Annotated in this window: 27 protein-coding genes; 13 read left to right on the forward strand and 14 right to left on the reverse strand. The window is 60.0% G+C overall.

Going from position 1 to position 25,914, the window contains the following annotated elements; all coding sequences use genetic code 11:
• The first annotated feature begins 32 nt into the window (after positions 1–32).
• Both JK176_RS08090 and spt read left to right on the forward strand, forming a co-directional pair.
• Positions 33–287 carry an acyl carrier protein gene (locus JK176_RS08090; RefSeq protein WP_062027581.1) on the forward strand — a complete coding sequence of 85 codons (255 nt, stop codon included), beginning with the start codon at positions 33–35 and terminating at the stop codon, positions 285–287.
• Positions 284–1,477: a serine palmitoyltransferase gene (gene spt / locus JK176_RS08095; RefSeq protein ID WP_211587390.1), complete on the forward strand. Its 1,194-nt coding sequence runs from the start codon at positions 284–286 to the stop codon at positions 1,475–1,477. Before JK176_RS08090 ends, spt begins: the two co-directional genes overlap by 4 nt.
• Before the next feature lie 36 nt (positions 1,478–1,513).
• On the opposite strand, the gene JK176_RS08100 is transcribed toward spt, so the two are convergent.
• A complete protein-coding gene (locus JK176_RS08100; protein ID WP_211587391.1) occupies positions 1,514–2,452 on the reverse strand; it encodes a hypothetical protein in 939 nt (312 codons plus the stop codon).
• On the reverse strand, positions 2,445–3,410 hold the full coding sequence (locus tag JK176_RS08105; protein ID WP_249194339.1) for a diacylglycerol kinase family protein: 966 nt from the start codon (positions 3,408–3,410) through the stop codon (positions 2,445–2,447). Before JK176_RS08105 ends, JK176_RS08100 begins: the two co-directional genes overlap by 8 nt.
• Positions 3,411–3,530: 120 nt before the next feature.
• Between JK176_RS08105 and JK176_RS08110 the strand changes: the two genes are divergently transcribed.
• The 6 genes from JK176_RS08110 to JK176_RS08135 are packed head-to-tail and all read left to right on the forward strand — an operon-like array spanning position 3,531 to position 9,357.
• The gene (locus JK176_RS08110; RefSeq protein ID WP_211587392.1) at positions 3,531–4,469 is read left to right on the forward strand and encodes a metallophosphoesterase; all 939 of its coding nucleotides are present in this window, start codon (positions 3,531–3,533) and stop codon (positions 4,467–4,469) included.
• On the forward strand, positions 4,466–5,620 hold the full coding sequence (locus JK176_RS08115) for an LptF/LptG family permease (RefSeq protein WP_211574258.1): 1,155 nt from the start codon (positions 4,466–4,468) through the stop codon (positions 5,618–5,620). Before JK176_RS08110 ends, JK176_RS08115 begins: the two co-directional genes overlap by 4 nt.
• Complete coding sequence (locus JK176_RS08120; RefSeq protein WP_211587393.1) at positions 5,617–6,726, forward strand: LptF/LptG family permease; 1,110 nt, start codon at positions 5,617–5,619, stop codon at positions 6,724–6,726. The genes JK176_RS08115 and JK176_RS08120 overlap by 4 nt, the downstream gene beginning before the upstream one ends.
• The gene (locus tag JK176_RS08125) at positions 6,723–7,538 is read left to right on the forward strand and encodes a sterol desaturase family protein (protein WP_211587394.1); all 816 of its coding nucleotides are present in this window, start codon (positions 6,723–6,725) and stop codon (positions 7,536–7,538) included. Before JK176_RS08120 ends, JK176_RS08125 begins: the two co-directional genes overlap by 4 nt.
• Positions 7,535–8,290 (forward strand): nucleotidyltransferase family protein, encoded by a 756-nt coding sequence (locus JK176_RS08130; RefSeq protein ID WP_211587395.1) that lies wholly within the window; start codon positions 7,535–7,537, stop codon positions 8,288–8,290. The genes JK176_RS08125 and JK176_RS08130 overlap by 4 nt, the downstream gene beginning before the upstream one ends.
• A complete protein-coding gene (locus tag JK176_RS08135) occupies positions 8,287–9,357 on the forward strand; it encodes a glycosyltransferase (protein ID WP_211587396.1) in 1,071 nt (356 codons plus the stop codon). Before JK176_RS08130 ends, JK176_RS08135 begins: the two co-directional genes overlap by 4 nt.
• A 17-nt stretch (positions 9,358–9,374) precedes the next feature.
• Here the strand turns inward: JK176_RS08135 and JK176_RS08140 are convergent, their stop codons facing one another.
• Positions 9,375–10,265, reverse strand: coding sequence for a hypothetical protein (locus JK176_RS08140; RefSeq protein ID WP_211587397.1), 891 nt, complete (start codon positions 10,263–10,265; stop codon positions 9,375–9,377).
• A gap of 83 nt (positions 10,266–10,348) precedes the next feature.
• Here JK176_RS08140 and JK176_RS08145 point away from each other — a divergent pair, with 83 nt between their 5' ends.
• The 3 genes from JK176_RS08145 (at position 10,349) to JK176_RS08155 (ending at position 12,639) form a co-directional block, all read left to right on the forward strand.
• On the forward strand, positions 10,349–10,888 hold the full coding sequence (locus JK176_RS08145; protein WP_211587398.1) for an MmcB family DNA repair protein: 540 nt from the start codon (positions 10,349–10,351) through the stop codon (positions 10,886–10,888).
• A gap of 9 nt (positions 10,889–10,897) precedes the next feature.
• Positions 10,898–11,686 carry an inositol monophosphatase family protein gene (locus JK176_RS08150; protein WP_194261399.1) on the forward strand — a complete coding sequence of 263 codons (789 nt, stop codon included), beginning with the start codon at positions 10,898–10,900 and terminating at the stop codon, positions 11,684–11,686.
• 86 nt (positions 11,687–11,772) lie between these two features.
• Positions 11,773–12,639 (forward strand): lipid-binding SYLF domain-containing protein, encoded by an 867-nt coding sequence (locus JK176_RS08155; RefSeq protein ID WP_211587399.1) that lies wholly within the window; start codon positions 11,773–11,775, stop codon positions 12,637–12,639.
• A 34-nt stretch (positions 12,640–12,673) separates the two neighbouring features.
• Here JK176_RS08155 and mltG read toward each other — a convergent pair whose 3' ends face one another.
• The 7 genes from mltG to JK176_RS08190 all read right to left on the reverse strand — a co-directional run bounded on the left by mltG (position 12,674) and on the right by JK176_RS08190 (position 19,063).
• The gene (mltG, locus tag JK176_RS08160; RefSeq protein ID WP_211587400.1) at positions 12,674–13,723 is read right to left on the reverse strand and encodes an endolytic transglycosylase MltG; all 1,050 of its coding nucleotides are present in this window, start codon (positions 13,721–13,723) and stop codon (positions 12,674–12,676) included.
• A 17-nt stretch (positions 13,724–13,740) separates the two neighbouring features.
• Positions 13,741–15,027, reverse strand: a complete 1,287-nt coding sequence (gene fabF, locus JK176_RS08165) for a beta-ketoacyl-ACP synthase II (RefSeq protein WP_211587401.1) — start codon at positions 15,025–15,027, stop codon at positions 13,741–13,743.
• A 134-nt stretch (positions 15,028–15,161) separates the two neighbouring features.
• Positions 15,162–15,401: an acyl carrier protein gene (locus JK176_RS08170; protein WP_011253554.1), complete on the reverse strand. Its 240-nt coding sequence runs from the start codon at positions 15,399–15,401 to the stop codon at positions 15,162–15,164.
• Between the two features lie 222 nt (positions 15,402–15,623).
• Positions 15,624–16,364, reverse strand: a complete 741-nt coding sequence (gene fabG, locus JK176_RS08175) for a 3-oxoacyl-[acyl-carrier-protein] reductase (protein WP_062030220.1) — start codon at positions 16,362–16,364, stop codon at positions 15,624–15,626.
• 12 nt (positions 16,365–16,376) lie between these two features.
• On the reverse strand, positions 16,377–17,321 hold the full coding sequence (fabD, locus tag JK176_RS08180; protein ID WP_211587402.1) for an ACP S-malonyltransferase: 945 nt from the start codon (positions 17,319–17,321) through the stop codon (positions 16,377–16,379).
• A 72-nt stretch (positions 17,322–17,393) separates the two neighbouring features.
• Complete coding sequence (locus JK176_RS08185; protein ID WP_211587403.1) at positions 17,394–18,140, reverse strand: hypothetical protein; 747 nt, start codon at positions 18,138–18,140, stop codon at positions 17,394–17,396.
• A 44-nt stretch (positions 18,141–18,184) separates the two neighbouring features.
• Entirely contained in the window at positions 18,185–19,063 is an 879-nt protein-coding gene (locus JK176_RS08190; RefSeq protein ID WP_211587404.1) for a bifunctional 2-polyprenyl-6-hydroxyphenol methylase/3-demethylubiquinol 3-O-methyltransferase UbiG, read from the reverse strand.
• A 255-nt stretch (positions 19,064–19,318) separates the two neighbouring features.
• On the opposite strand from JK176_RS08190, the gene JK176_RS08195 reads away from it, so the two are divergent.
• Positions 19,319–20,098 carry an acetoin reductase gene (locus JK176_RS08195; protein WP_211587405.1) on the forward strand — a complete coding sequence of 260 codons (780 nt, stop codon included), beginning with the start codon at positions 19,319–19,321 and terminating at the stop codon, positions 20,096–20,098.
• A 42-nt stretch (positions 20,099–20,140) separates the two neighbouring features.
• Here JK176_RS08195 and JK176_RS08200 read toward each other — a convergent pair whose 3' ends face one another.
• The 4 genes from JK176_RS08200 to JK176_RS08215 form a co-directional block, all read right to left on the reverse strand.
• On the reverse strand, positions 20,141–20,866 hold the full coding sequence (locus tag JK176_RS08200) for a glycine betaine ABC transporter substrate-binding protein (protein ID WP_211587406.1): 726 nt from the start codon (positions 20,864–20,866) through the stop codon (positions 20,141–20,143).
• A gap of 74 nt (positions 20,867–20,940) precedes the next feature.
• Positions 20,941–23,037 (reverse strand): M13 family metallopeptidase, encoded by a 2,097-nt coding sequence (locus JK176_RS08205; protein ID WP_211587407.1) that lies wholly within the window; start codon positions 23,035–23,037, stop codon positions 20,941–20,943.
• A 71-nt stretch (positions 23,038–23,108) separates the two neighbouring features.
• Positions 23,109–23,744 carry a Dabb family protein gene (locus tag JK176_RS08210; RefSeq protein ID WP_211574243.1) on the reverse strand — a complete coding sequence of 212 codons (636 nt, stop codon included), beginning with the start codon at positions 23,742–23,744 and terminating at the stop codon, positions 23,109–23,111.
• 101 nt (positions 23,745–23,845) lie between these two features.
• Complete coding sequence (locus JK176_RS08215; protein WP_211587408.1) at positions 23,846–24,667, reverse strand: acyl-ACP desaturase; 822 nt, start codon at positions 24,665–24,667, stop codon at positions 23,846–23,848.
• Between the two features lie 103 nt (positions 24,668–24,770).
• Between JK176_RS08215 and bioB the strand changes: the two genes are divergently transcribed.
• Positions 24,771–25,811: a biotin synthase BioB gene (gene bioB / locus JK176_RS08220; protein WP_211587409.1), complete on the forward strand. Its 1,041-nt coding sequence runs from the start codon at positions 24,771–24,773 to the stop codon at positions 25,809–25,811.
• The last annotated feature ends 103 nt before the right edge of the window (positions 25,812–25,914 follow it).

The raw sequence follows: 25,914 nt of genomic DNA on the forward strand, positions 1-25,914 counted from the left end.
CAAGATTGCACAGACATCGAGAGTTGAAGTCCATGACTGACAGCGTCACCGACATTTCCGCAATGATCATTGAGAAACTGCTTGCCAACCCGAAAGTTCCCCGGGACATCGATGGCAACAGCAAGATTGTCGAAGATCTTGCCTTTGACAGTCTCGCCGTCATGAACTTCGTCATGGAAATCGAAGACGAAATCGACGTTTCCGTCCCTCTCGACAAGCTGGCCGATATCCGTACCATCAATGATCTGGCTGGCTGCCTGCACGCGCTGAAGGTCGCCCAGGCGTGATCGATATCTTCGCCAAACATGCAGGACTGCGCGAAGCTTACGACGCCCTGACGGCCACGTCGCCGCGTAATCCGTTCGAAGTCGTGATCGAGCGTCCGGTTTCCGCCAGCGTCGGTATCATCGAAGGCCGTGAAACGCTCCTGTTCGGGACCAACAACTATCTTGGTCTCAGCCAGTCGAAAAAAGCCATCGAAGCCGCCGTGGAAACGGCAGAGACGATGGGCGTCGGCACGACAGGCTCACGCATCGCAAACGGCACCTTCGGCCTGCATCGCAAGCTCGAAGCCCGTCTGGCCGAGTTCTTCCGACGCAAGCATTGTATGGTGTTCTCCACCGGGTATCAGGCCAATCTCGGCACGATCTCGGCGCTGGTGAACAAGGACGACATTCTGCTGCTCGATGCGGACAGCCATGCAAGCATCTATGACGGCGCCAAGCTGTCCGGCGCGCAGGTCATCCGCTTCCGCCACAACGATCCGGTCGATCTGGAAAAGCGCCTTGCGCGTCTCAAGGATCATCCGGGCGCGAAGCTGATTGTCGCCGAGGGCATCTATTCCATGACGGGCAATGTCGCTCCTCTGGACAAGTTCGTGGACATCAAGACGCGCCACGGCGCCTATCTGATGGCAGACGAAGCCCATTCGTTTGGTGTTATGGGCGCGCATGGCCGTGGCGTTGCGGAAGTTCAGGGTTGCGAGGACGGCATCGACTTCGTGGTCGGGACCTTCTCCAAATCGCTTGGCACCGTCGGCGGCTACTGCGTCACAGACCATGACGGTGTGGACCTGATGCGCCTGTGCTCACGCCCCTATATGTTCACGGCGTCCCTTCCCCCTGAGATCATTGCCGCCACCATGGCAGCGCTCGAGGACATGCAGGAACACCCGGAACTGCGGACCAAGCTTCAGGACAATGCGGCACGTCTGCATGCGGGCCTTCAGAAAGCTGGCCTCAAGACCGGCGAACATATCTCACCCGTCGTGGCCGTAACGCTTGAAACCGTGGATCAGGCCGTAGCCTTCTGGAACGCGCTGCTGGAAAACGGGGTTTATGTGAACCTCTCGCTGCCGCCGGCAACACCTGACAACCGCCCTCTGCTGCGTTGTTCGGTGATGGCGGCCCATTCGCCCGAGGAAATCGACCGCGCGGTCGCAGTCTTCGGCGAAGTCGCCAGACATTTCGGGTTATAATCCATAAAAAAGGGGGATCCAACGGATCCCCCTTTTTTATGCTTTCGGACGACCCAACAGCTTTCGGGCCCGCCAGAGAAGTCGTGGCAGCATCACAAGTGGATGCCGGCTTTCAAAGGGCGACAACTGCATGTCAAAGCCCGTATGGCGCTGTATTTTCCAGGCGAGATAGGACGCGCCGTTTTCAAAGGTGAAAGCCGCTTTCAGCAGTCTCGCCACATTCCGTGGACGGCCGGATGTCTGAACCAGCGCCCAGCGACGCACCGCTTTTTGGCGCAGAGTCGTGCTCAAAACAGGCTCCAGAGTATCGTCATGAGCGGAGAACTGAAGTCCTGCCCTTGCCCATCCCAGCGGCAGCAGGGCCGCGTAACGCTCCTCCTGTCCTTCCAGAATGCTGTTACCACGCCCCTTTTTCTCAACCCGCAATTCAGACGCATAAGTATGGGCGAACAGGGTTTGCCAGAACTCCAGCGCCGTCATGGAAGGCGCCCCCAGCAGAGCAGCCCAGCATGAGGCCGTCATCACACATCCCGCAATCAGGGTGAGAAGACTGTCCGCGCTCTCCGGTCCGCGCACCCAGACCAGCCGGACCGGTTGGCAGAAACGGGCCCAGATCGTGGTATCCAAAGCGCCAAGACTGGTGCGGGCGGCGAACTGCTCACGGGACAGGACCGCGATCTTGGCACGCAAAACGCGGTCCTGATATCGGAATTCCGAATACCGCACATTGGGCGGCAGCACGAGATTTCCGGTCCGGGCGATCAGGCCACCTGAAAAGCCTTCTGCATTTTCGGTGACAATATAGAAGTCGAGAATACCGTCCGGATCGGCCTTGCGCAGAAGCGAGCCGTAAAACAGCACGCCAAGCGGCGGTTCGGGACAGGCACGGGCCAAAGCATCCGCAAAAGCGCTGACGCCCGGATCGACAGAGGTGGTCAGTTCACCGATCAGTCGTTGTTCGAGCGCATCAGGCATGAAGGAACCGGAAGCTGGGCGCACGTTCCAGCCTCAACACGCCATCCGGGGCCGCGCTGAAAACTTCTCCGTCAAGCACGAAATCGCTTTCCGTCACCAATGTCATATCGTCCGTACGACCACTGACGTAATCGGGATGACGACGCAGCCAGCGCGGTGCACGACCACACAGGAGCGCCCATGTGGCTCGCAGAAGACTTTCGGGCTGTGCGCTGACATCAAGATATCGAAGACCTTCGACATTCGGTTCAGCATCCCAGAACGGCCAGATCCCGCGCGACAGACACGACAGTCCCGTCGCAAGAAACATGAAGCTCTGCCCGTCATAAACATGACCGCCCGTTTCGATCCGAAGCGGATCTCCCCGGAGCCACGCTTCGCGGCTTTTGCGGAACATGAGACTGACAAACGTGGTGAGAAGGGTGATCCCCACCGCAAGATCATGCGGTGCAAAACGCAGCACCGTCGGCGAATGCGCGATGCGAACGGCCCGCGCAAATCCAGCACATCCTCCGAAAAGCCCAAGCACGGGCATCCGGTCGGTTCCGGGCCAGGACAGGCGGATCGGCGTGCGGATGCTGGAGCGTAAGGCGCCTGCTTTCAGACGACGGATGGCCTCCATGCCCCTCAGGCCAAACCCCACATCGCTGGCAATCAGGTTCGTATTGCCCGACGCCAAAACCACGATGTCGGGTAGGCGGTCTGCGGGATAGGCGCGCGCGATCGCTGTCAGGGCCGTACTGACCGTCCCGTCTCCACCATCGATGATGATGGTGTCGATACCGCGTTCGTAAAGCTGGCGAACATGAGCGGTGGTTCCTTCCCGACTGTCGGAGGGAACGAAATCCTTCCCCAGAAGGGCCTGGGCCTCGACAGCAAAACTGGAACCGTTCCGGCGATTTTTCCGGCTACGGGCATTATGGATCAAGGCTATGCGCACTGGGGAGGCAATCTTCATATGGCGTTCGGCTATGCGGGCGGGTCTAGCACGGCTATGATGGAACTGCCAGAACGGCACATCCCGGCAGTCCCGGGCGCCGTCTCATGGCGTGGATACTGACAAGGCCTTTCTCTGATCATGACCCCTGACCTGCCCGCAGATCCCCTCGCGTCGCGGCATACGTCCCCTGTCACAACGCCTCATGTCACATTGGCCCATATTTCAGACCCGCATCTGCCTCCGCCACCCGTTCATTGGCGTGCGGCCCTCAACAAGCGCGTCCTGAGTCTTCTGTCCTGGAAGAAGCACCGCCAGTACGTCCATCTCGCTCAGACCTGCGCTGCACTGGTGAAGGATATCGGACGCACAGGCGTGGACACGATCCTTGTGAGCGGGGATCTGACCAATTTCGGAACACCGGACGAATTCGCCGAGGCCGCCCGCTGGCTGGAAGCACTCCCCGCTCCGGCCCTCGTGATCCCCGGCAATCATGACTGCATGGTCCGGCAACCGGCTTCCGCGGGGCTAAATCAGTGGGAACGCTGGTCCGCGCGGCAATATCCGTATGTGCGTCTGCAGAACGGGGTTGCGATCATCGGCGTTAATTCCGGCATCCCTACAGCCCCTTTCATGGCCTACGGTCGCGTTGGACGCAGGCAGCGGGAACGGCTTGAAGCTCTGCTGGAGCAACTTGGAAAAGAAGGACTGTGCCGGGTGGTGATGATCCACCATCCCCCAAAGCGCGTCCTCGTCTCCTGGCGCAAATCCTTGCTGGATCACCGCGAGGTTGCGGCCCTCCTCCGACGGGCCGGAGCGGAAATCGTCCTGCACGGCCACTCCCATGATGCGACACTGACCCATATCGCCGGCACGGACATTCCCCTGCTGGGCGTGGCATCGGCCTCCCTGACAGATGACCGCCCTCACCGGCAGGCCTGCTGGAATCACCTGACGATCCGCTCATATGAAGGGGGCTGGCACATTGATCTGGCCCGTCACCGGCTGGATGGTTCGGTCAGCGAACGGGCGTCATGGAAGAGATCCGGGCGAAAACAGGCAGGAAGGACAGACGCGTGAAACAGCGGGCCCATATTCTGGACCGCTATCTGCTGACGCAGATGGCGCCGCCATTTGCGATCGCACTGCTGGCGATGCTGGTCGCCCTGCTTCTCGAACGCCTGCTGTCGCTTTTCGACTATCTCGCCTCCGCAGGCAGTTCGCTTGCGACCTGCATCGCGCTCCTGACGGACCTGTTGCCCCATTATTTCGGCATCGCCCTGCCCGCGGCGTTGTGCATCGCAGTCTTCCTGACCATCCGCGGCATGAGCGACAACAACGAGATCGACGCTCTTCAGGCCGGTCGCGTCTCGCTCATGCGGATCAGCCGTCCTTTCATGATCGTCGGCCTGCTTCTCGGTGCGGCGAGCGTGTTCCTGTACGGCTATATCCAGCCCGTTGCCCGGTATGACTATCGCGCAGGCTTCTATTTCGCGGAACATACCGGCTGGGCGCCCCATCTTCAGGCCGGAATGTTCGCCTCCACCTCCAGTAAAGCCGTCATGACCGCAGACAGTGTCAGCCATGCCGGAACCCGCCTTAAACGCGTTTTCATCCGCGAAGTCAGCCCCAGTGGGGTCGCCCACATCATCACGGCGCAAACAGGCGCGCTAACCATTTCGGAAAAAACGCGCAGCACGCGCCTCGATCTGTGGAACGGAGAAATCGTGGATGATCCGTTTCAAGCAACCCATCCTCACAAGCCGACAGTGACGCATTTCGAGCATGTCGTCCGCGTCATCGATCGGCCGGACAAGGAAACCGCGTTCCGCACACGCGGAGCGGACGAGCGTGAACTGACCCTGCTCGAACTGGCCCATGATCTGCGCTATGGCTTGCCGGGCATCGAATACCGCACACTTCGGGCTGAAATGGACTTCCGCATGGCCCGCGCCATTGCCATTCCCTTCATCCCTCCACTGGCGGTCGCTCTGGCCATCAGCGCGAGACGACGCAAATCCGTCTGGGGCCTGATTGCCGTCGCAGTCATCCTGATCGGCTTCGACCAGACCCTGATGTTCGGGCACAGCCTTGCCTCCACGGGCCGTCTGCCGATCTGGCTGGCAATCTGGGTGCCGGAGGCCGTGTTCTGTATAGGCTGCCTCGCGGCCCTGCTACGTCGGTCCCGGGGTTCCTGGCGCCGTCGTCTGCTGAAACGGGCTGTGGCATGAGCGACTCTCAGCCTTCCATGCCGCGCTTCGTGCTCATCAAGGCGCTCAACCGGGCCCTGCTGGGCCGGTTCATGTTGTGCGGTGTCGTGCTCGTCTCTCTGCTGGAAATTCTGGCCCTTATGGAGAAGACGACGCCGATCCTGAACCGGCATCTCGGGATCCGCGGGCTCCTGACATTCGCGTTCCTGCACCTGCCAGCACTCAGCATCGACATTCTGCCGCTGGCCTTCATGGTCGGCGCACTTTTCCTGCTGACGCAGATGACGCTGTCGAGCGAAATCTCCGCCCTGCGCGCAGCCGGACTTTCGACACCCTCGCTGTACCGCCTGCTTCTGCCTGCCGTCCTGATTGTCGGTCTCTGCGGAACCTGCGCCCAGTACTGGCTGGTCCCCGCCTGTGAAAATGCCCTCACCACATGGTGGAACAGGACAGACCCTCTGGCCGGACAGGACGGACAGCCTGAAGACGACATCCTGTGGTTTCGCGCAGGCCCCACTCTGGTGCGGATCGGGCAGATCGCCCAGGGCGGATATTTCCTGCGGGATGTGACGATCTATCACCGTGATTCCACGGGGCTGCTCACCGGAACCGAACATACGAATACCCTGACCTACACACAGGGCCGGTGGCATCCTGATGGCGCGCAGGATCTGTCCCTTTCCGAGGACAAATCGTTTGTGAACGTCACGAAGGGCGACAGCACCTTCGTCATCCCCGCCACCCCATCCACCATCATGACACTGTCCCAGAGCGGCGCTTTCGTCACACCGGGGCAGATCAGTGCCATTCTGCACAAGGGGGCTCCTGCAAGTCTGCCCAGAGCCACCTACCGCATGGCCCTCTTTGGCGGCATGATTTTACCGTTTGAAATTGCAGTAATGCTTCTATTGACGCTTCCGGTGATCTATATCCCTCCCCGTGCAGGACTTCGAAATCCGCTTCCGGTGTATGTTCTTGGCGCCGGAATGGGCTTCGTCATCCTGCAGGGAATGATTTCCGCACTTGGAAACGCAGGCACGCTGCCAGCCCCGCTGGCTGTCAGCGTCGGGCCATTGCTTGGCGCCCTTCTGGGTTTGACCTGGATCCTGCGGATGGAGGAACGATGAGCACTTTCACTGCACCGTGGCGCAACATGTCCGCCATCCGGACTGGCCGCAGCTTTGATCTGGGAAAGATGAACCTCTCCCAGCTCTGGTTCGCCTATCTGACCTATCCGACGATCCTGCTCTACTTCGCCCTGATCGTGGGCGCGGCCTGGGCGGCCCTGCATTTCTCGTCTGCCCTGTGGGTGACACTCATCCCCGTTCCCGTCGTGATCGTGGTCTATCCACTGGCCTGGTATGCGATCCACCGCTTCATCCTTCATGGGCGCTGGCTCTATCGCAATCACTGGACCGCCTCCCTGTGGAAGCGCATCCATTTCGACCATCATCAGGACCCGCATCTGCTGGACGTTCTGTTCGGCTCACCGCTAAACACGGTGCCGACGATGGCCATCATTACGATGCCGATCGGCGGTCTGATCGCGGGCTGGAGCGGTGCGTTCTGCGCCCTTTCGACCGCACTGGTCATGACCTGTATCTATGAATTCTTCCACTGCATCCAGCATCTGGCTTACAAGCCGCGCTGGAAATGGGTGGCGAACATCAAGCAGTTGCACGTCCTGCATCACTTCCACGACGAAGACGGCAATTACGGCATCACGAACTATGTGCCGGACCGTCTGTTCAGCAGCTTCTACCGTGAAGCGCGTGACCGGCCCCGCAGCAAACACGTCTTCAATCTCGGCTACGATCTTGAAGAGGCGCACCGCTATCCATGGGTCATGGACCTGACCGGCTCGCCGCCGAAAGATCGCCCGGACGGGGCCCGTCCGGCAGCATCACGCAAAACGTCAGACCGTAACCCCGCGGCATGAGTCTTCCGGTTCTGGTGCTCGCTGGTTCGCGTGACGGCGAGAATGATGTTCTCGCAAAACTCGGGCGGGTTTCTCACAAAGCGCTTCTTCCCGTCGCGGGTCAGCCCATGCTGGCCCGCGTGCTCGACACCATCGCCCGCACGCCCGGCCTCGGCCCGGTTACGATCAGCATCGAAAACCCGGATTGCATCAGGGACCTCGCAGGAGACGCCACGATCCTCCGCTCAGCTCCTTCTCCCAGCGAAAGCGTTGCCGAAGCGATCGACAGGATTGGCACGCCCTGTCTGGTAACGACAGCCGACCATGCGCTTCTTCGCCCGGAATGGATTGAGGAGTTTCTGAGCAAAGCGCAAGGCTGCGATCTGGCAGCAGGTGTGGCGTTGCGCACAACTGTCGAACGCGATGTTCCCGGCACGAAACGCACCTATATCCACCTGTCGGATATGAGTTTCTCAGGCTGTAACCTGTTCCTGATCGGGACGCCAAAAGCGCGGAACGTCATCGACTTGTGGAAGCGCCTTCAGCAGAACCGCAAACAGCCGCTTCGAATGGCTCTGACTCTTGGCCTCGGCACGTTGCTGCGCGCCGTGACGCGTACACTGGATTCCAGCGCTCTTTACCGCCGTATCCAGAAGCTCACCGGCGCGAACGTCCGACTGGTGACGCTGTCGGACGGGCGCGCCGCGGTGGATGTGGACAAGCCGTCAGACCTGACGCTGGCTGAACAGATTCTGGCGCAGACGACCCCATGAAAATCGCCTACATCATCAATTCGCTCGAATGTGGCGGCGCACAGCTTCCCATTCCGGATATTGTTTCCGTCATGCGCGCCCGAGGCGGGGATGTGACGGTCTTCGCGCTGGCCCGCAAAGACGGCCTCGCGATTCCGTTGCTCGAAGCCGCAGGCATTCCCGTCCGCGTACGCGAAGGCACGACGCGTGACCATATCGCGGCCTATCGCTGGCTGCGCGACGAGATGGAGACGTTCCAACCCGATCTGATCTGGACGTCACTGAGCCGCGCCACACTTCTGGGACAACTGGTCGCCCTGCGCCGCAAGACTCCAACAGTCCACTGGCAGCATTGCGGACGCCTCAAGAAGGCCAACGCATTCCTCCTCAGGCTCTGCCGTCCCTACACCACGCTCTGGGTCGCCGACTCCCAATCCGTCATCACCTTCGCCGCCAAAGAACTCGGCCTAAGCGATAATTTCGCGGCCTGGCCCATTTTCCGCGCCGATCCCGATGCGCCCATCGCAACACCTTGGAAAGAGGGCGAGATTGTCCGTATCGGCTCTCTGGGACGCCTCAATCCGGTCAAGGCCTATGACATCCTCTGCGATGCCGTGGCCCTCCTGAAGGACCATCCCGACCTGCCGCCATTTCGTCTTCAGATTGCGGGAGATGGCCCTCTGCATGCCGCGCTTCAAGCCCGCATTACGGCCGGAAATCTGCCGATCGACCTTCCGGGCTATACGTCAAAGCCCATGGATTTCCTGAAAACCCTGCATCTTTATGTCCAGTCGTCACACTGGGAGGGCATGTGTGTCGCAGGACATGAAGCCATGACATGCGGCCTCCCGGTTGTCGCAACTCCTGCCGGAGAACTGCCGTCCAGCATCCTCGACGGCGAGACAGGGCGCATCGTACCATTCGACAACGCCCCTGCCCTCGCAGACGCTCTGGCGGATCTGATCAGCAGACCTGCCGATCTGGCAGCAATGGGTGAACGCTCCCGCAAGCGGGTTCTGGAGCGCTTCGGGCCGGAAGCCTTCACCCGTAACGGTAATGCCGTACTGGATCGCATTCCGGGCTTCTGAACACCCGAATCACGCTTTTAGGCTCCGAAAAGCCGCCGCTTCACATTCAGCAGATCCCGCTTTGGGCCAAGCCCGATTTTCTTGACATCAATCAGCGTCACCTGCCCGGCTGCGGAGAGCGTGTGCATTCCGTCCCCAAAACGCCGACGCAGGGATGCTGGAATGGAGATCGTCAGGCCGGGCGTGACTTTCGGCAGTTCACGCTCCAGCCCCTCAATTTCCAGCAGCCGGATGCCGCGCCCATAGGTGCCCTGACAGTCCTGTGTGGGCAGAATGATCTTTCCATTCACGACAACAGGCGTTCCTGCCGGACGCGCCCCTGCACGGTCGTTCAGGAAAAGCCCAAGATTCTTCCATGAGCCCATCAGCGTATCGGCAACCGAAATATTCAGCAGACTTTGCCGCTCGACCTTACTGCCCGCAGGCGTCCAGAACATCCACCAGCGACCGGCATGATGGAACGGTGTGGCGTCGATCGCGGCTTCGGGGAAATCAAAGGCCTCGACGCGCTCCCAGCCCTTAGGAAACGATGTCGCACGATAGAGCGAAAGACGCCCCGACGCGCTCGCTTCGGGCAACAGGTAAACCTCGCCCTCATGCTCGAGCACAAAAGGGTAAGACAGGTGCCAAGGCTCTTCCAGAATGCTCTCGCGGGACAGCAGACGCCCCGTACCGTCATAGATCAGAACCTCGATCGTGCCTTTCGGATGGCGATAATCGAACGCTTCAGCAAAGACATACAGCTTTCCATCCCGCCACAGCCCGAAAGGGTCCGCCAGAAAACGATGATCCCCGATGTCAGGCAGTGTCGTGATGGGAAAACCGTTCAGGCTGGCCGCATCGACGATCTCCGCCAGAGGCGCATGAACGATGGCGCATCGCCAGTGATCCGTCCGCAGAAATGGCATGAGGCACTCCTCCCGCAAAAATACAGCTTCAAAAAATATCTGCCGGGGCAGACGTAGAGCGCAGATCGGGGCAGGATGGAACCATGAGTGAGGCTCTTTCCGCAATTCCCGCAGACATCGCCTGTGGTCTGCCCGAAACGCAACTGGCCATCCGGCGCGCCGTTCTCGGCCTGTGCCGGACGATGAACTGGGCGGCCATCAATGAATTTTCCCTGCCCGCCGCAGGCCGTCGCGCGGACGTGATGGCGCTGCTGCCCGACCATTCCCTGACCTGTATCGAGATCAAGTCCGGCCTGCGCGATTTTCAGACCGATCAGAAATGGCCCGAATACCGTGACTGGTCCGACCGCCTGTTTTTCGCCGTGGATGATGCTTTTCCCGTGGACCTCATACCGCCGGATGTGGGTCTGATCGTCGTCGGCGTTAGCGCCGTCCCCCCTGCCCTGCGCGACAGCGTTCTGGCAGAATGGACCATCATCCGGGAACCGGCACTCCACAGACTCGCCCCTGCCCGGAGGCGGACACTGGTGCATCTGTTCGCAACAACCGCCGCCAGCCGTCTCATGGGCCTTGAAGACCCCGCCATCACCTCATCCCTCCGCGCCGCACGTCGCGCTGAATAGGACTGTTCCATGACCTTCGATCCGATTGCCGTCCGCCTCGAAGCCGCCCGCAGCGTCGTTCGCGACGCAGCCCAGCTGGCCCTCTCCCTCCGCCCGGCCCCGGGCGGCCCGAGCGGGACTCTCAAGGGACGTCAGGACTATCTGACCGAAGCGGACGGCGCTGTCGAAGCCCTCGTCAGCCGCCGCATTCAGGAGCTTTTCCCTGAAGACGGTTTTCAGGGCGAAGAAAACGGTACGACCCGTCAGGGCCGCTTCCGCTGGGTCGTGGACCCGATCGACGGCACATCGAACTATGCGCGTGGTCGGGACCGCTGGTGTGTCTCCCTCGGCCTTCTGGAAGGCGATGAACCCGTCGCAGGCGTGATCGAGGCCCCGGCTCTGGGTGAAGTCTTCACCGCCAGCAAAGGCAAGGGCGCGTTCCTGAACGGCAAGCCCATCAAGGCCTCTCCCATCACCAACACGCAGGAGGCCATGATCGAAATGGGTTGGTCCTCCCGCGTTCCTGCCGAAACTTTTAACGAAAAGATCGCAGCCATCATGGCGCTGGGTGCCATGCCACGCTCGGGCGGGTCCGGCGCGCTGGCTCTGGCGGATGTGGCGTGCGGTCGCTCCGACGGCTACCTGGAAATTGTTATCCAGCTCTGGGATGTGGCTGCCGCACTGGCCATTCTCGCGGAGTCCGGCGCGGCCGTCTCGCCCTTCCTCCAGACTGGAGGCCTGACCGGAGGGGCGACCATCCTCGCAGCCGCTCCGGGCGTCGCAAAGGCCCTCTCAGCCGCGGTCAACGTGGAAATCTGACATCTCCTTTCCCGCACTCGTGATTTGGCCGCATTTGGCGCATAGTGCGGAAAACATCCTTTCGATGACTGCAGAAGGTATCTTCCATGACCCTGTCCGGTCTCCTGCGTACGACCACGCTCGTCGCTTCGGGCTGTATTGCCCTGTCGGCCTGCTCCGACGCACCCCAGACCACTGCCAGCCAGCAGCAGCTTATCGTTGATCGCGCCACACTGGCTGTTCAGGATCTCTTCGCGGGGACCACCCCCCAGTCGCGCTCGCAGAAACTCCTCGCGGAAGCGAAGGCCGTCATGGTCTGCCCGTCCGTGCTGAACATGTCATTCGGGATCGGCGGCTCCGGCGGTCGCTGCCTGCTGCTCAGCCGCGATGCTCGCGGATCCTGGTCCGACCCGGCTTTCTATCGCCTGAGCACGGCGTCGCTGGGATTACAAGTCGGCGTCCAGAGCGCTGAAACCATCCTGTTCATCATGTCCCAGCGCGGCATTCAGGCCATTCTGGACAGCCAGTTCAAGTTTGATGCCTCCGCCTCCGCCTCCTTCGCCAGCATTGGCACGGGTCTGGAAAACAGTACGGCCGGCGCACACAACACCGACATTTACGCTGCCCAGAAAAACGAGGGGCTCTATGCCGGTGCAGCTCTGGGTGGCTCGAAACTGACCGTCGATAGCGGTGCAAACCGCGCCTATTACAACCAGACGGTCGGTCCCGAAGACATCGTCGTGACGATGCGCGTCAACAACCCGTCCGCTGACCCGCTGCGCCGCGCCCTGATGTCAGTCGCCCAAACGCCAGCAGCCTCCACAGTCTCATCCCGCGTGACACAGGCGGCCACCACAGCCGCACAGGATGTAGTCGGCAACAGTCCGTACCCGACGACCTACGATGCATCGCGCCCCTACTCGGCACAGGCCGCAGGCGTCCAGAGCCAGAGCCTCGCTCCACTGAAGCACTAAAAACCCGTCCCGCTCTCTTCCAAAGAGCGGGACATCAGTTCGGGGTCTGCGTCGCCCCGGACAGATGCGCGCGATAGGCGCGGATGTTTTTATCCTGATCGGCAAGGGTTTCGGCAAAATTATGCCCGCCCGATCCTGTCGCCACGAAATACAGCATTTTGCCATCAGCCGGATGCGCCGCCGCATCCAGAGAACTCTGCCCGGGTGAGCAGATGGGTCCGGGGGGCAATCCGGCCTGAAGATAGGTATTGTACGGCCCCGGTGTTTGCAGGTCCTCATGAGTCAGAGGCGCATCAAGCGTCCCCACACCATTGCTGAGCCCGTAAATTACGCTCGGATCTGTCTGTAGCCGCATTCCCAGCTTCAAACGGTTGAGAAATACGCGCGCCACCATGGGGCGCTCCGATGGAACTGCCGTTTCACGCTCGATTAAAGACGCCAGAACCAACAGTTCCTGCGGAGACTGTATCAACCCGTCCAAAGCCTCGACATTGCGCCCGTCCCATGCGGCGGCCAGCCTGGTTGCCATCATTTTCTGCAATTTTTCGGCCAAAGCCTGACGCGACGTTCCCCAGACATAAGACACCGTCTGCGGAAAAACCGTCCCCTCCACCAATGTCGGCAAATCACCATTCAGGGCCGGAGCCTTATCGAGAATGGCTTTGATTTTAAGCACCGTCAGTCCCTCAGGCACCGTCACCTGATGGGAGACAGGCTTGCCGTGACGCAGGATCTCAAGAACATGCGCGACCGACACGCGAGAGGGAAACTGGAGTTCCGCCGCATGGATCTGGCCGTCGCGATGCGTCAGGAAAGCGGCAATTCGGAAAAAAGTGCCGGAAGCCCATGTCGGCGACAGAATACCATCGTCCTGTAGGGCCTTCGTCACCCGGGCATTATTGCCATGCGGGATGACGAAAGTCTTCGCGTCCTGTAGCGGGCCGGGATCGGTGTAATGGCCATACCCCGCGACCAGTCCGGCTACGAGAAGCAAAGGCGCTCCGAAGAACGCCAGCTTGCGGCCAGCCTTTGGAGGAAGAACGAGCTTCCGCGGTTCTTCGCTGTCAGACTGGCCTTCAGACATGGGAAACGAACCCTTCCTCAGTCCTTGAAGCGCTTGAGGATGATGCTCGCATTCGTGCCGCCAAAGCCGAAGCTGTTGGACAGGGCGACGTCGATCTTGCGCTGCTGGGCGACATGCGCCACGCGGTCGATCACGCTTTCACGCGCCGGATTGTCGAGGTTCAGGGTCGGCGGCACGATGCCGTCACGGATGGCCTGAAGGCAGAAGATCGCCTCAACCGCACCGGCCGCCCCCAGAAGATGGCCAATGGCCGACTTCGTGGAGGACATGACCAGACGCTTGGCGTCTTCGCCAAAGAAGCGTTCGACCGCATCCAACTCAAGGTCATCCGCCATGGTGGAAGTGCCGTGGGCGTTGACATAATCAATGTCTGCCGTAGTCAGGCCACCGCTGTTACGCAGCGCGGCTTTCATGGCACGGAACGCACCCTCATGGCCTTCAGCCGGGGCCGTGATGTGGTGGGCATCGCCGGACATGCCGTAGCCGCCGATTTCACCATAGATTTTCGCGCCACGGCGTTTGGCATGCTCAAGTTCCTCAAGCACGACTACACCCGCACCCTCACCCATGATGAAGCCGTCACGGTCCTTGTCCCAGGGGCGCGAAGCCTTGGTTGGATCGTCGTTGGAAGCGGTGGACAGCGCACGTGCCGAGCAGAACCCGGCAATGCCGAGCGAGCAGATCGCAGCTTCCGCACCACCGGCAATCATCACGTCCGCATCGCCATACTGAATCAGACGCGAGGCATCGCCAATGGCGTGAACGCCCGTTGCGCAGGCCGTCACGACAGCATGGTTCGGTCCTTTGAAGCCGTAGCGGATCGAAAGGTGACCGGAAATCAGATTGATCAGGGCCGAGGGAATAAAGAACGGCGACAGACGGCGGGCTTTGCCGCTCGAAACCGTCAGAGAGCCGTCATAAATCGTCTGAAGACCGCCGATACCCGAGCCGATCATGACGCCAGTGGCGCAGCGATCGTCTTCGTTCTCAGGCTTCCAGCCTGAATCCTCGACAGCCTGAATGGCTGCGGCAAGGCCCAGATGGATGAAGCGATCCATCTTCTTCTGGTCCTTGACCGGCACCCAGTCGGACAACGTGAGACCACCTTCCGCCGTCGGGCCGTCCGGAACCTGTCCGGCGACCTGGGCAGGAAGTTCGGAGGGATCGAAATGCGTAATCCGGCCAATGCCGGACTGTCCTTCGATCAGCCGCTTCCAGGTCAGTTCCGCGCCCACAGCCAGTGGGCTGACAACACCGATACCGGTTACGACGACACGCCGCCCGTTAGTTGCAGTCCCGCTCATCGATGCCTCTTGTCTCACGTTATGTCCGGGTCTTGCAGCCGGACCTCATGACAAGGCCCGGCTGATCTTCCACCCCTAAACGGGGCAGGAATCCGGGGCCGGAAAAGCAGCCCCGGTCAGTCTGAGGACTGGCCTCAGGCTGCTTTCTGCTTTTCGATGTAGTCGATGGCATCCTTGACGGTTGCGATCTTCTCGGCTGCATCTTCCGGGATCTCGACGGAGAAGGCTTCTTCGAAAGCCATGACCAGCTCGACCGTGTCGAGGCTGTCTGCGCCCAGATCGTCGATGAACGACGCGTCCGGCGTTACCTTGCTTTCGTCCACACCGAGGTGCTCGACAACGATCTTCTTTACCTTGTCAGCAATGTCGCTCATCTGTTCGTTCCTTATGCCCATCCGGGACCCTGTTGCCCGTCCGGTGCGTTACATCAAAACTCGTACTGCCGCCTGCCAGTCCGGAAGCCCAGTGGTTCCTCCAGAGCAGGGCCGCCCCCGTTGAAGGGGAGGCGTTGCCGCCGGAAGAACCGGACATCAGCCTTCAGCAGGCCGGGCAAAGCAGCGCGCGATTAGCATGCTTTAACCAAAAAGGCCAAGCATTCACACCATCGCCATGCCACCGTTGACATGTAGGGTCGTACCCGTGACCCATGCTGCCTCTTCGGAAGCCAGATATACCACTGCGGACGCCACGTCACCAGTATTCCCCATCCGACCGAGCGGAATAGAGCCAACCAGCTTTTCGCGAACCGCTTCCGGCAGCACATCGGTCATCGGCGTTTCGATGAAACCGGGCGCCACAACATTGACCGTCACACCACGCGGACCGGCTTCCTGCGCCAGAGATTTGCTCATGCCCACGATACCAGCCTTGGCGGCGGCGTAGTTGGCCTGACCGGCATTGCCCGTCGTTCCCACCACGGAGGCGATCGAGATGATCCGCCCCGCACGACGGCGCAGCATGCCCTTGAGCGCAGCGCGGGCCAGACGGAACGGGCTTTCCAGATCGACGGTCAGAACCTGCGACCAGTCGCTGTCCTTCATGCGGATGGCCAGCGTATCGCGCGTCAGACCGGCATTGTTGACCAGAATGTCCAGCGGAGCGCCCGCAGCGGCTTCGGCCTTGGCCACGAGGCCGTCAGCCTCGGCGGGGTCGGACAGGTTGGCGACAGCGATATGGGCGCGCTCGCCAAGGCTGTCGGCCAGTTCCTGAAGGGCCGCTTCGCGCGTGCCGCTGAGCACGACCGTTGCGCCCTGCGCGTGAAGCTGGCGGGCAATGGCAGCGCCAATGCCGCCCGATGCGCCCGTCACGAGGGCCGTCTTGCCGGTAAGAGAGAACATGATCGGTTATCCTTAAAGGGTCTTGAGCAGGGCTTCGATTTCGGCGGGCGTTCCGGCATTGCTCGTGGCCAGTTCAGGGGCGATACGACGCGCCAGACCGCACAGGACCTTGCCTGCACCAAGCTCGTGCATGTTCGTCACACCCATTGCCACCATCGCCTGCACGCTCTCGCGCCAGCGCACGGTGCCAGTCACCTGCTTGACGAGCAGGTCACGGATAACAGCAGGATCAGTCACCTTGGCAGCCGTAACATTGGCGATCACGGGAACGGACGGCGCATTCAGCGTCGCAGTCGCCAGTGCATCTTCCATCTCGCGTGCGGCAGGCGCCATCAGCGACGAATGGAAAGGTGCGGAGACCGGCAGCTTCACGGCGCGCTTGATGCCATGCTCTTTGGCGACAACGATGGCGCGGTCGATGGCGCTCATCACACCGGAGACCACGATCTGGCCACCGCCATTATCGTTGGCGATCTCCAGCGTCTCGCCCTGAGAGGCTTCATCGCAGATCGCACGGGCCTGCGACGCATCCACACCCAGCAGGGCCGCCATACCGCCCTCCCCGGCTGGAACGGCGCGTTGCATGGCCTGACCACGTAGACGCAGCAGACGCGCACCTTCCGCAATCCCAAGCGTGCCAGCAGCGGCGAGAGCGGAATACTCACCCAGCGAATGCCCGGCCAGCAAGGCTGCCTTGTCCGCCAGTTTGAAACCGCCTTCGCTTTCCAGAGCACGCACGGCGGCCAGCGAAACCGCGAACAGCGCGGGCTGGGCATTTTCCGTCCGCGTCAGTTCATCCGCATCACCAGTGAACATCAGGCGCGACAGATGATCGCCAAGCGCCTCATCCACTTCCTGGAAAACGGCGCGGGAGGATGCAAAAGCCTCGTGAAGGGCCTGTCCCATCCCGACGGACTGGCTCCCCTGTCCCGGAAAGACGAACGCGTGAACCGACATGGATCCCCCTGCTGGCAGTGAATTTAAGGTTTTGCGTGATGCGTCCTCACGCTCCATCTGTCAAATCCGGCATCAGTTTTTACGCTTGAGCGTAAAGAATTCATCAGTCGGAATTTTCACACGGATCATGGAAAACGGCCTGTCGGAGCGGAATACGGTGCCATTCTGATAATCCTGCGGGCGGAGAATGAATGTGTAAGGCACCGCACCCTGATTATCGACCAGAAGCCTCGGCGTTCCGTTTTCCACGGCTTCAAAACGCGCGCCGGGAGCAACATCAATCTTCAGCCGGTGTGCATCAGGCGCCAGAAAAGCAAGGATTACGCCAAAGAAATCGCGGATGGCGGCATTGATCTCCCCCATCCAGCCCACGGCCTGCTCTTTTGTAAAAGACGGCACCGGGAGAGGATCAACCTCAATCGCCAGTTCAAGCTGAACCTTTCGGTTGGACGGCAGGGTCAGCAGAACCGGAGGATTTTCCGCCAGAAGCGCCGCGGAACGAGGGAAATGCATCTCCCTGTCCTGACCAACAAAAAGCGGAATATCGCCTTCTTTAGTATGGAGGACGACCCGCGCCTCAGACGGTGCGGCATGGTCAGGCAGGATATCCCCCAAAAAGTGCAGAGACAGATTTTTCCCTGCCTTGTCCGGCAGGCGGTCAAACCGGTCATACACTCGGTAAATGCCCTTGTAGCTCCCGACCCGCATAGCGTGCTGGCCGGTAACGGTGACAGTTTCTTCCGGTTCGGCAGAAACGCTGGGAAACGGTGCGGCCAGAAGAACTGCGAGCAATCCCATGCCGATGCCGGTTTTTTTCAAGCCCCTCTCCTCCCGCTCTGCCACATCTTCGTGACAAACGATGACTATCCGATCTTCTGCATCACAATCAGGACCTGTGGCAACCGGACGGGATTGTCCATGTATTCGATCAGACGAAACAGACCGCCCCATGCCTTGATGATATAATTTCGCGGAATGATCGCCTCACCATAATGCGACTGGGGCTGAGGCGGTTTCGAAGTCGCCGCGTGAAGGAAACGTCCAGCCTCGAATTCCGCATTCGCACGTGCTTCATCCGTGAAACTGTCGGCACAGGCTTCATGCCACGGATGCTCCAGACGGATGCCGGAAGCGCGTTTGAGCCGCTGTTCAGCGCAGAAGGCGATGAACCGGCGGCTCTGCGTCGTCATGACCAGAATTCCGCCCGGTCTGAGCAAACGGTGAAACTCCCGGACCCAGTGCCCCGCGAGAAACTCGTCCAGATGCGAGAACACCGACCATGACGTAATCAGATCAAAGCTCTCCGACGTCAGAAGCATAGGCGGCACCAGATCGCAGCCCAGAAAATTCAGCGCCGGATTGCTCAGTCGCGCCGCCATGAGAAAACGGTCCGTGGTTTCCGCGCCATACAGATTGGAAGGCCGGATATCTTTCATGAACAGCCGGGCAATGCGCCCCCAGCCGCAACCGAAGTCCAAAAGACGTGTCTCGGGACGAACCGGCTGCCCGGCATAAGCACAGTACGCCTTGATTTCCCGGAAGAAGACATGCGCTTCGTGGATGGAAATTTCTCCATGATGCCCATGGATTTCCCGTTGCAGGTCATCGGGGGGGAAGGACGGCATCTTCACACCCTGAATTTCAGGAATGTGCACGGACGACACCAAAACCTGAAGCCATTCCTCATCGCTGATGCCACCGAAAGTTTCAAAGACGGCGCTAATACTTTCAGAATGGCTCATTAATTCCCGCCGAAGCCGTTTCGTAACGTTTGTTTAACGCATTCTTGCAGTCCCGGCCTTCCATGACCAGAGCTGGTTTATGAAAATTACGTCCTTCGCCTGCTCTGCGAGCAGAGCTTCTCCAGACCGACACAATTCCGTGTAACATTTAGAAAACAGGCGATTTTTTGTGGAATCCCAAAAATAAAGAACCGATGGTTTGGGCTGTCATGGCATTCACATGCGGATGACGGACAATCGAAGGATCTTTTTTCAATGTCCCTTTCTGGAAAAGTAGCTGCCGTCACGGGTGCCGCCCAGGGTATCGGCAAGGCCATCGCACTTCGTCTGGCCAAAGATGGCGCGGACGTCATTCTGCTGGACGTCAAACAGGACATTCTCGCCCAGACCGCCAAGGAGGTTGAAGCCCTCGGACGGCGTGCCGTCGCGCTTACGGCCGATATCAGCAACCGCGACCAGTTCGCCACGACCCTGCGCGAAGCCGCGGATACGCTGGGCGGCCTTGATATCATGGTCAACAATGCTGGTATCTGTCAGGTCAAACCGGTTCTGGAGATCGAGCCGACAGAGATCGAAAAGATCTTCAGCATCAACGTGCAGGGCGTGTTGTGGGGCATTCAGGCCGCTGCGAAGATTTTCCAGGAAAAGGGCACGAAAGGCAAAATCATCAATGCCTGTTCGATTGCCGGACATGAAGGCTACCCACTGCTGGGCGCCTATTCCGCCACCAAATTCGCCGTCCGCGCCCTGACACAGTCAGCAGCCAAGGAACTGGCGTCCTCGGGAATCACGGTCAATTCCTACTGCCCCGGCATTGTCGGAACCGATATGTGGGTCACGATCGACCAGCGCATGGCCGAAATTACCGGCACGGAAGTGGGCGCGACCTACAAGAAATATGTGGAGGGAATTGCTCTGGGCCGCGTGGAAACTGCCGATGATGTCGCAGGTTTCGTGGCCTATCTCTCCAGCAGCGACGCCGATTACATGACGGGTCAGTCTGTGCTGATCGACGGTGGCCTCGTCTTCCGCTGAGAGCAGAAAAAAGGGGGCCGGGTTCCCGCGCCCCCTTACATATCAGCGCCCGATCAGACGGCCGCGCTGCCACGCTTCAGCCGCCCCTTCAGGGTCCTGCCCGTCAACGGAAATGACATAATCCAGGGCGCTCATGACCTTGTTGCCCAGCATCATTTCCGAAAGTTCGTCCAGCAGATCGCTGTCTGCCTGACGCGCTACATCTTCACGCAAAATCATGCGGGCAGACATCTCACCACCAAGCAGACGCGACGGGTCTTCGAGCACGGTCAGCAGATCGGTATGGAACACCGCATGCGGCTGCGTTGCGACCACCAGCGGTTTCTCCCCGGCGTCGCGAGCCTTCTCCAGACGCTCGATCAGAGCACCCTCGCCAATGCTTTCAATAGACAGAACCGAAAGCGCCGGAAGCTGCTTGAGCGCCTCTTCCAATGCCTGACGGCTGTCATCAGCCACGATGATCCGGTCCACATCCGTTGCAGTCAGGGTTCCGACAGCGCCCAGCGGTGTCAGAGCAGCGAAGCTGACAACCGGTTGATAGAGGTCTCCCAGAACCCGAAGGCCCGGGCCGGCGAGACGCTCGTCACGCGGGAACCAAGCGGAAACCAGAAGGTCGACCTCCCCTTGTTCCAGCGCATCTTCGACATCATCGGGATCAAGATCGACATACTCGACCTCGACCTCATAGGCCTCAAGCACGCGCGCGACCGCGCTGGCACATCCCGCATGCAACGAGGTGTACAGATGGCCGATCGTCATTTGTGTCATGAGAATGGGTCCGTCAGGCAGAAAATTGAAACGTGAGACCGTGATTAGGCCCCACGTTCCAGTTTGTCACGACCTTACCAAATCTTTACGCGCTGATCCGGTGCCAGATAGAGCTTCTGGCCGGGTTTTACGTCAAACGCCCCATACCAGGCATCAATGTTATGAGCCGGGATGTTGACGCGCGTGATCGCCGGAGCGTGTTCGTTGGAGAGCACCTGCTGACGCAGGGCATCCGGACGATCCTTCTCCCGCCAGACCTGCGCCCAGCCGAGGAACACGCGCTGATCGCCCGTCAGACCATGCACGACCGGCGCGGGCTGACCGTGCAGCGAGTCATGATAAGCCTGAAGGCCGAGGTTCAGACCACCGGAATCCGCGATGTTCTCGCCCATGGTCATCTTGCCGTTCACATACAGGCCCGGCAGGACTTCCTGTGCATCGTACTGCGCGGCCAGACGGTCGGCCAGCTTCTGGAAGGCCTCTGTAGACGCCTTGCTCCACCAGTCGTTCAGACGTCCATGTTCGTCGTAGTGACGGCCCTGATCGTCGAAGCCGTGGCTCATTTCATGGCCGATCACGCCACCGATACCACCGTAATTGACGGCTGTATCGCCCTTCGGATCGAAGAACGGGGGCTGAAGGATCGCAGCCGGGAACACGATCTCGTTCATGGTCGGATCGTTATAAGCGTTCACCGTCTGCGGCGTCATGCCCCATTCGTCACGATCAACCGGCTTGTCGAGCTTGTCCAGATCGTGCTGCCAGCTGAACGCCGCACCACGCACGGCATTGCCGTAAACGTCGCCCTTGCGGATATCGAGCTTGCTGTAATCCCACCACTTCTTCGGATAACCGACCTGAATGGCGAAATGGTCCAGCTTGTTCAGAGCGGCCTTGCGGGTCGGCTCGTCCATCCAGCTGTTGTGTTCGAGACGATCATGGAAAGACGCCTTCACTTTCTGCACCAGATCGGTGATCTGCGCCTGTGCGGATGGCGGGAAGTAGCGCGCAACATATTCGCGACCCAGTGCCCAACCTAATGCACCGTTCGTCACGCGCACGGCACGCTTCCACCGCGGAGACTGCTGCGCCACACCCGACAGCGTATGGCTGTTGAAGTCGAACGACGCATCATAGAAGTTGCTGGACAGATAACCGGCAGCGTTGTCTCCAAGATGGAACGCCAGCCAGGCGCGCAGCGTCGCAGGGTCAGCAGCCTTGAGAACGGCCGTCATCGCCTTGATTCCGGCGGGTTCGCGCACGTCGATCTTGCGGCTTTCGAGCCCTTCTGCCGGAAGGCCGGCGCTGGTCAGGAACGTGACCCAGTCGAAGTCCGGCGCGAGCTTCTGAAGCTCGGACACCGGCATCGGGTTGTAAATTTTGAGCGGATCACGGGTCTGGTCGCGCGGCACTTCGACCTTGGCCAGAGCCGTTTCGAGATCAACCACGGCCTGCGCGTTCTTTGCAGCGTCCGGCCAGCCCTCAAGCGTCAGCATCTTGGCGATATAGGCCTGATAGGCCTTCTTCTTGTCCGCCAGCTTGGGGTTTGTGTAGTAGCTCGTGTCCGGCAGACCGAGGCCACCGCTCACGCCGATGCTCATGCCCTGATCGAGCATCAGCATATACCGTTCCGGGTCCTTCTGGTCCTGTTCTACGCCGATCTGGAACGTGGAGAACATCATGGATTTCAGGGACGCACCGAACGCCGCGGCAAGAGACTTGCCATCGTTGACGTTACGAATTGTTTCAAGATCAGCTGCGAGAGGCTTGCCCCCAAGGCGGTCCACGGCCTTCTGGTCAAGGAAGCTGGCGTAATAGGTTCCGATTTTGCCCATGTCGTCCGTGGGCTGTTCAGTAACCTTCTTTGCGGCTTCGTCGAGAATGGTCTTCTGACGCGACAGGGAGAGTTCATACAGGATACGGAACGGGCCGTAGCTGCTCATATCCCCGGGGATTTTGAGGTTTTTGAGATAGGTACCGTTGGCATATTCGAAGAAATTGTTGCCCGGCTCAACGGCGCGGTTCATCCCGGCTTCATCAAAGCCCCAGCCCGCATTGTAGCCAACAGCCTGTGCACCGGAAACCATCAGGCCTCCAGCGAGGGCGAGAAGGCTGGCCCCATATTTCAGAGTATGTCGTGACGTAAGGAATCGTTTCACAATGTACCTCATTCCAGAGTGGTGCCTTTAGAATGAGGTATAAAGTATCATTTCGTCAAAAGGACAAAACGCCCCCGCTCCGCTCAGCGGGTTTTGTGGACTTTTTTGGATTTTGCGCCCGTACCTTCCGGCGTCACGACAGCCGCGACCGGGTAATCGAAAGCGACCACCTTTTCGAGATACGGCCCGGCGAATTCCTTGAAGGCCTCATGGGCGGGATCAATGAACGCCACGTCCGTTACGACAGGTTTGCCGACATAATAATTCCGGTCTCCTTCGGAGCGAAACGTCACAAGAAATGCCTGCTGAAGGCCGGCATCTGCCCCTTCGCCACTATTCTGAAAGCCGGTTTCGATGCTGACGACAACCGGCTTGCCATCAGAACGACGGCTGTCCTGCGCGAGATGCAGGAAACGGCCCGACACTTCAGCACGCTGGGCCGTTGTGGAATCCTTGGTGTAGCGAAACATGACCATGTGCCGGACCGGACCAACACGCCAGTCTGGAGCAGTGAACTGCGCATAGCCGACCTGTTTGGCCAACTGCTGGGCAGACAGGGTGGCGGGGCTCACCGTATCGGTTTTGACCGGACCGGAGGACGCGATCGGCAGGGAATAAGGGTCCGCTTTCGCTGTCGGAAACTGATACAGTCCGGCGGCACAGAGGGACAGGGTTGCGCCGTAGACGGCACGACGGGAGAAAATGGCGGAAACGGTCATCGAAATCTCCGGACGCAGGCGAAAGAATCAGGCGTCTTTCATGGCACAGACGCCCGGTTTCGTCTTCTGTTTTCCAGTTTCCGGATGTTGCGTGGAAGTCCTCAGGCCTGAACCTGTTTCCTGAAAACTTTCCGGCGCCACTGGATCAGTCGATAGACCAGCGAAGATGCCAGCTTCTGCCAGCGCGAATGCGGCGTAAAACCGATCGTCTTGAAAATCATCGCCGTCACGCGGTCGATATGTTTGGGCTGATAGAAGCCCATCGCCTTGGACATATAGGCCGCGATGCAGCGCTGATGGTCATAGGCCATACCCGGCGGCTCATTGGTCGTGTGATAGGCCGAGGCGAGTTCGTCGTCCTCGCTCTCCGTCACACGGCCCAGCGCAATGCGCGTCCGTGCCCATACGCCGAGCTTTTCGCGCTTCAGATACCGGTGCATGTGATCGTAGAACAGCTTGAAATGCCGGTACTCATCCGCTGCGATCTGCTTGCAGATGGCCTTGAGCAATGGTTCGTCTGTCGCGTCGGCGAGTGCCGTATAAAAGGACGATGTGCCGGTTTCGACCATACAACGTGCAATCAACTCGCCCGTGCGGGAGCCGCGGATCGAGGCATCCACATCAGCGTCGATCTTGTACGATGCGCGATAGCGGTCGAACGCCTTTTCATAGTCCCAGGACGGATCGGCCAGCATGGCCCAGCGGCCAAGCGCATCGCCGTGCTGCACTTCTTCGACCGCCCAGTTCGCGGCAGCCGCACTGAAATCCGGGTCTCCCACGAAAACACGACGCAGATATTCGGCATAATCGAGACCGTTCTTTTCCACCACGGAAGCGGCCTTCACGAGGGGGATGATCTCGGGGTCCACGCGGGACGGATCAAAGGAGTTCCAGTCCATCTGATCGATATGCCAGTGTTTCATTCTGCAACCTCGTCCGTTTTCCGGCTCACCAATAGTGACGATCAGATGACACGGTGGGACAATTTTGGGTAGGTGTGATGCAGCAACCCTTGGAGATTGATCCGTGACGGCCACCCATACGCCCCACCCAGACGTCCGCCACGACTGGACCCGCGACGAAGTCGAAGCTCTTATCAGCCTGCCTTTCCCCGAGCTGATGTACCGTGCACAGACCCTGCACCGTCGCTACTTCGACCCCACAAAAGTGCAGATTTCCACGCTTCTTTCGATCAAAACAGGCGGCTGCCCGGAAGACTGCGCCTATTGTCCGCAGAGCGCGCTTCACGAAAAAAGCGTCAAGGCCGAGCGCCTGATGGCCGTGGAATCCGTTCTGAAGGAAGCGCGCGCTGCCAAGAAAGCCGGTGCGGGCCGATTCTGTATGGGCGCGGCCTGGCGTACGCCGAAGGATCATGACCTCGACACCGTCTGCGAGATGATCGAAGGCGTGAAGTCGCTGGGGCTGGAAACCTGCGTGACGCTCGGCATGCTGGACGCGCAGCAGACGGAGCGCCTGAAGACGGCGGGGCTGGATTATTACAACCACAACCTCGACACGTCCGAAGAGTTCTACGGCTCCATCATTTCCACCCGTACCTATCAGCAGCGTCTCGACACGCTTTCGAACGTGCGCGAAGCGGGAATCAATGTCTGCTGCGGCGGAATCGTAGGCATGGGCGAAGACCTGTCCGACCGTGCCGGTCTGCTCATGACGCTCGCCAACCTCCCCAAGCATCCGGAGAGCGTGCCGATCAACCTGCTCGTCCGCGTTGAGGGTACGCCGCTGGGCGAGGCCGAAGCCGTCGATCCGATCACCTTCGTCCGCATCATCGCTACGGCCCGCATCATGATGCCGGAAAGCCATGTCCGCCTTGCAGCAGGCCGCGAGAACATGACCGACGAAGCCCATGCGCTGTGCTTCCTCGCGGGTGCGAACTCGATCTTCTGCGGCGAAAAGCTCCTGACCACGCCTAACCCGGCCGAACATCGCGATCGCCAACTTCTCTCCGCCCTCGGAATGTCTCCGATGGTGCAGTCCGAAGCCGAAATGGGCACGATGCGCCCGGCTGTGGTGGAAGAAGCCGTCTGCGAGATGGCTGCGTCCTGACCGTCAGATCGACCGCTATGGGGAAGCACTCGAAAGGGCGTTTCCCCTTTTTTATGCTTGGCGTGCGGCCGCTTCTTCCCTAAACCCACGCCCTTTGCCCATA

This window comes from Gluconobacter sp. Dm-73 (assembly GCF_018256215.1).
GTDB lineage: Bacteria > Pseudomonadota > Alphaproteobacteria > Acetobacterales > Acetobacteraceae > Gluconobacter > Gluconobacter cadivus.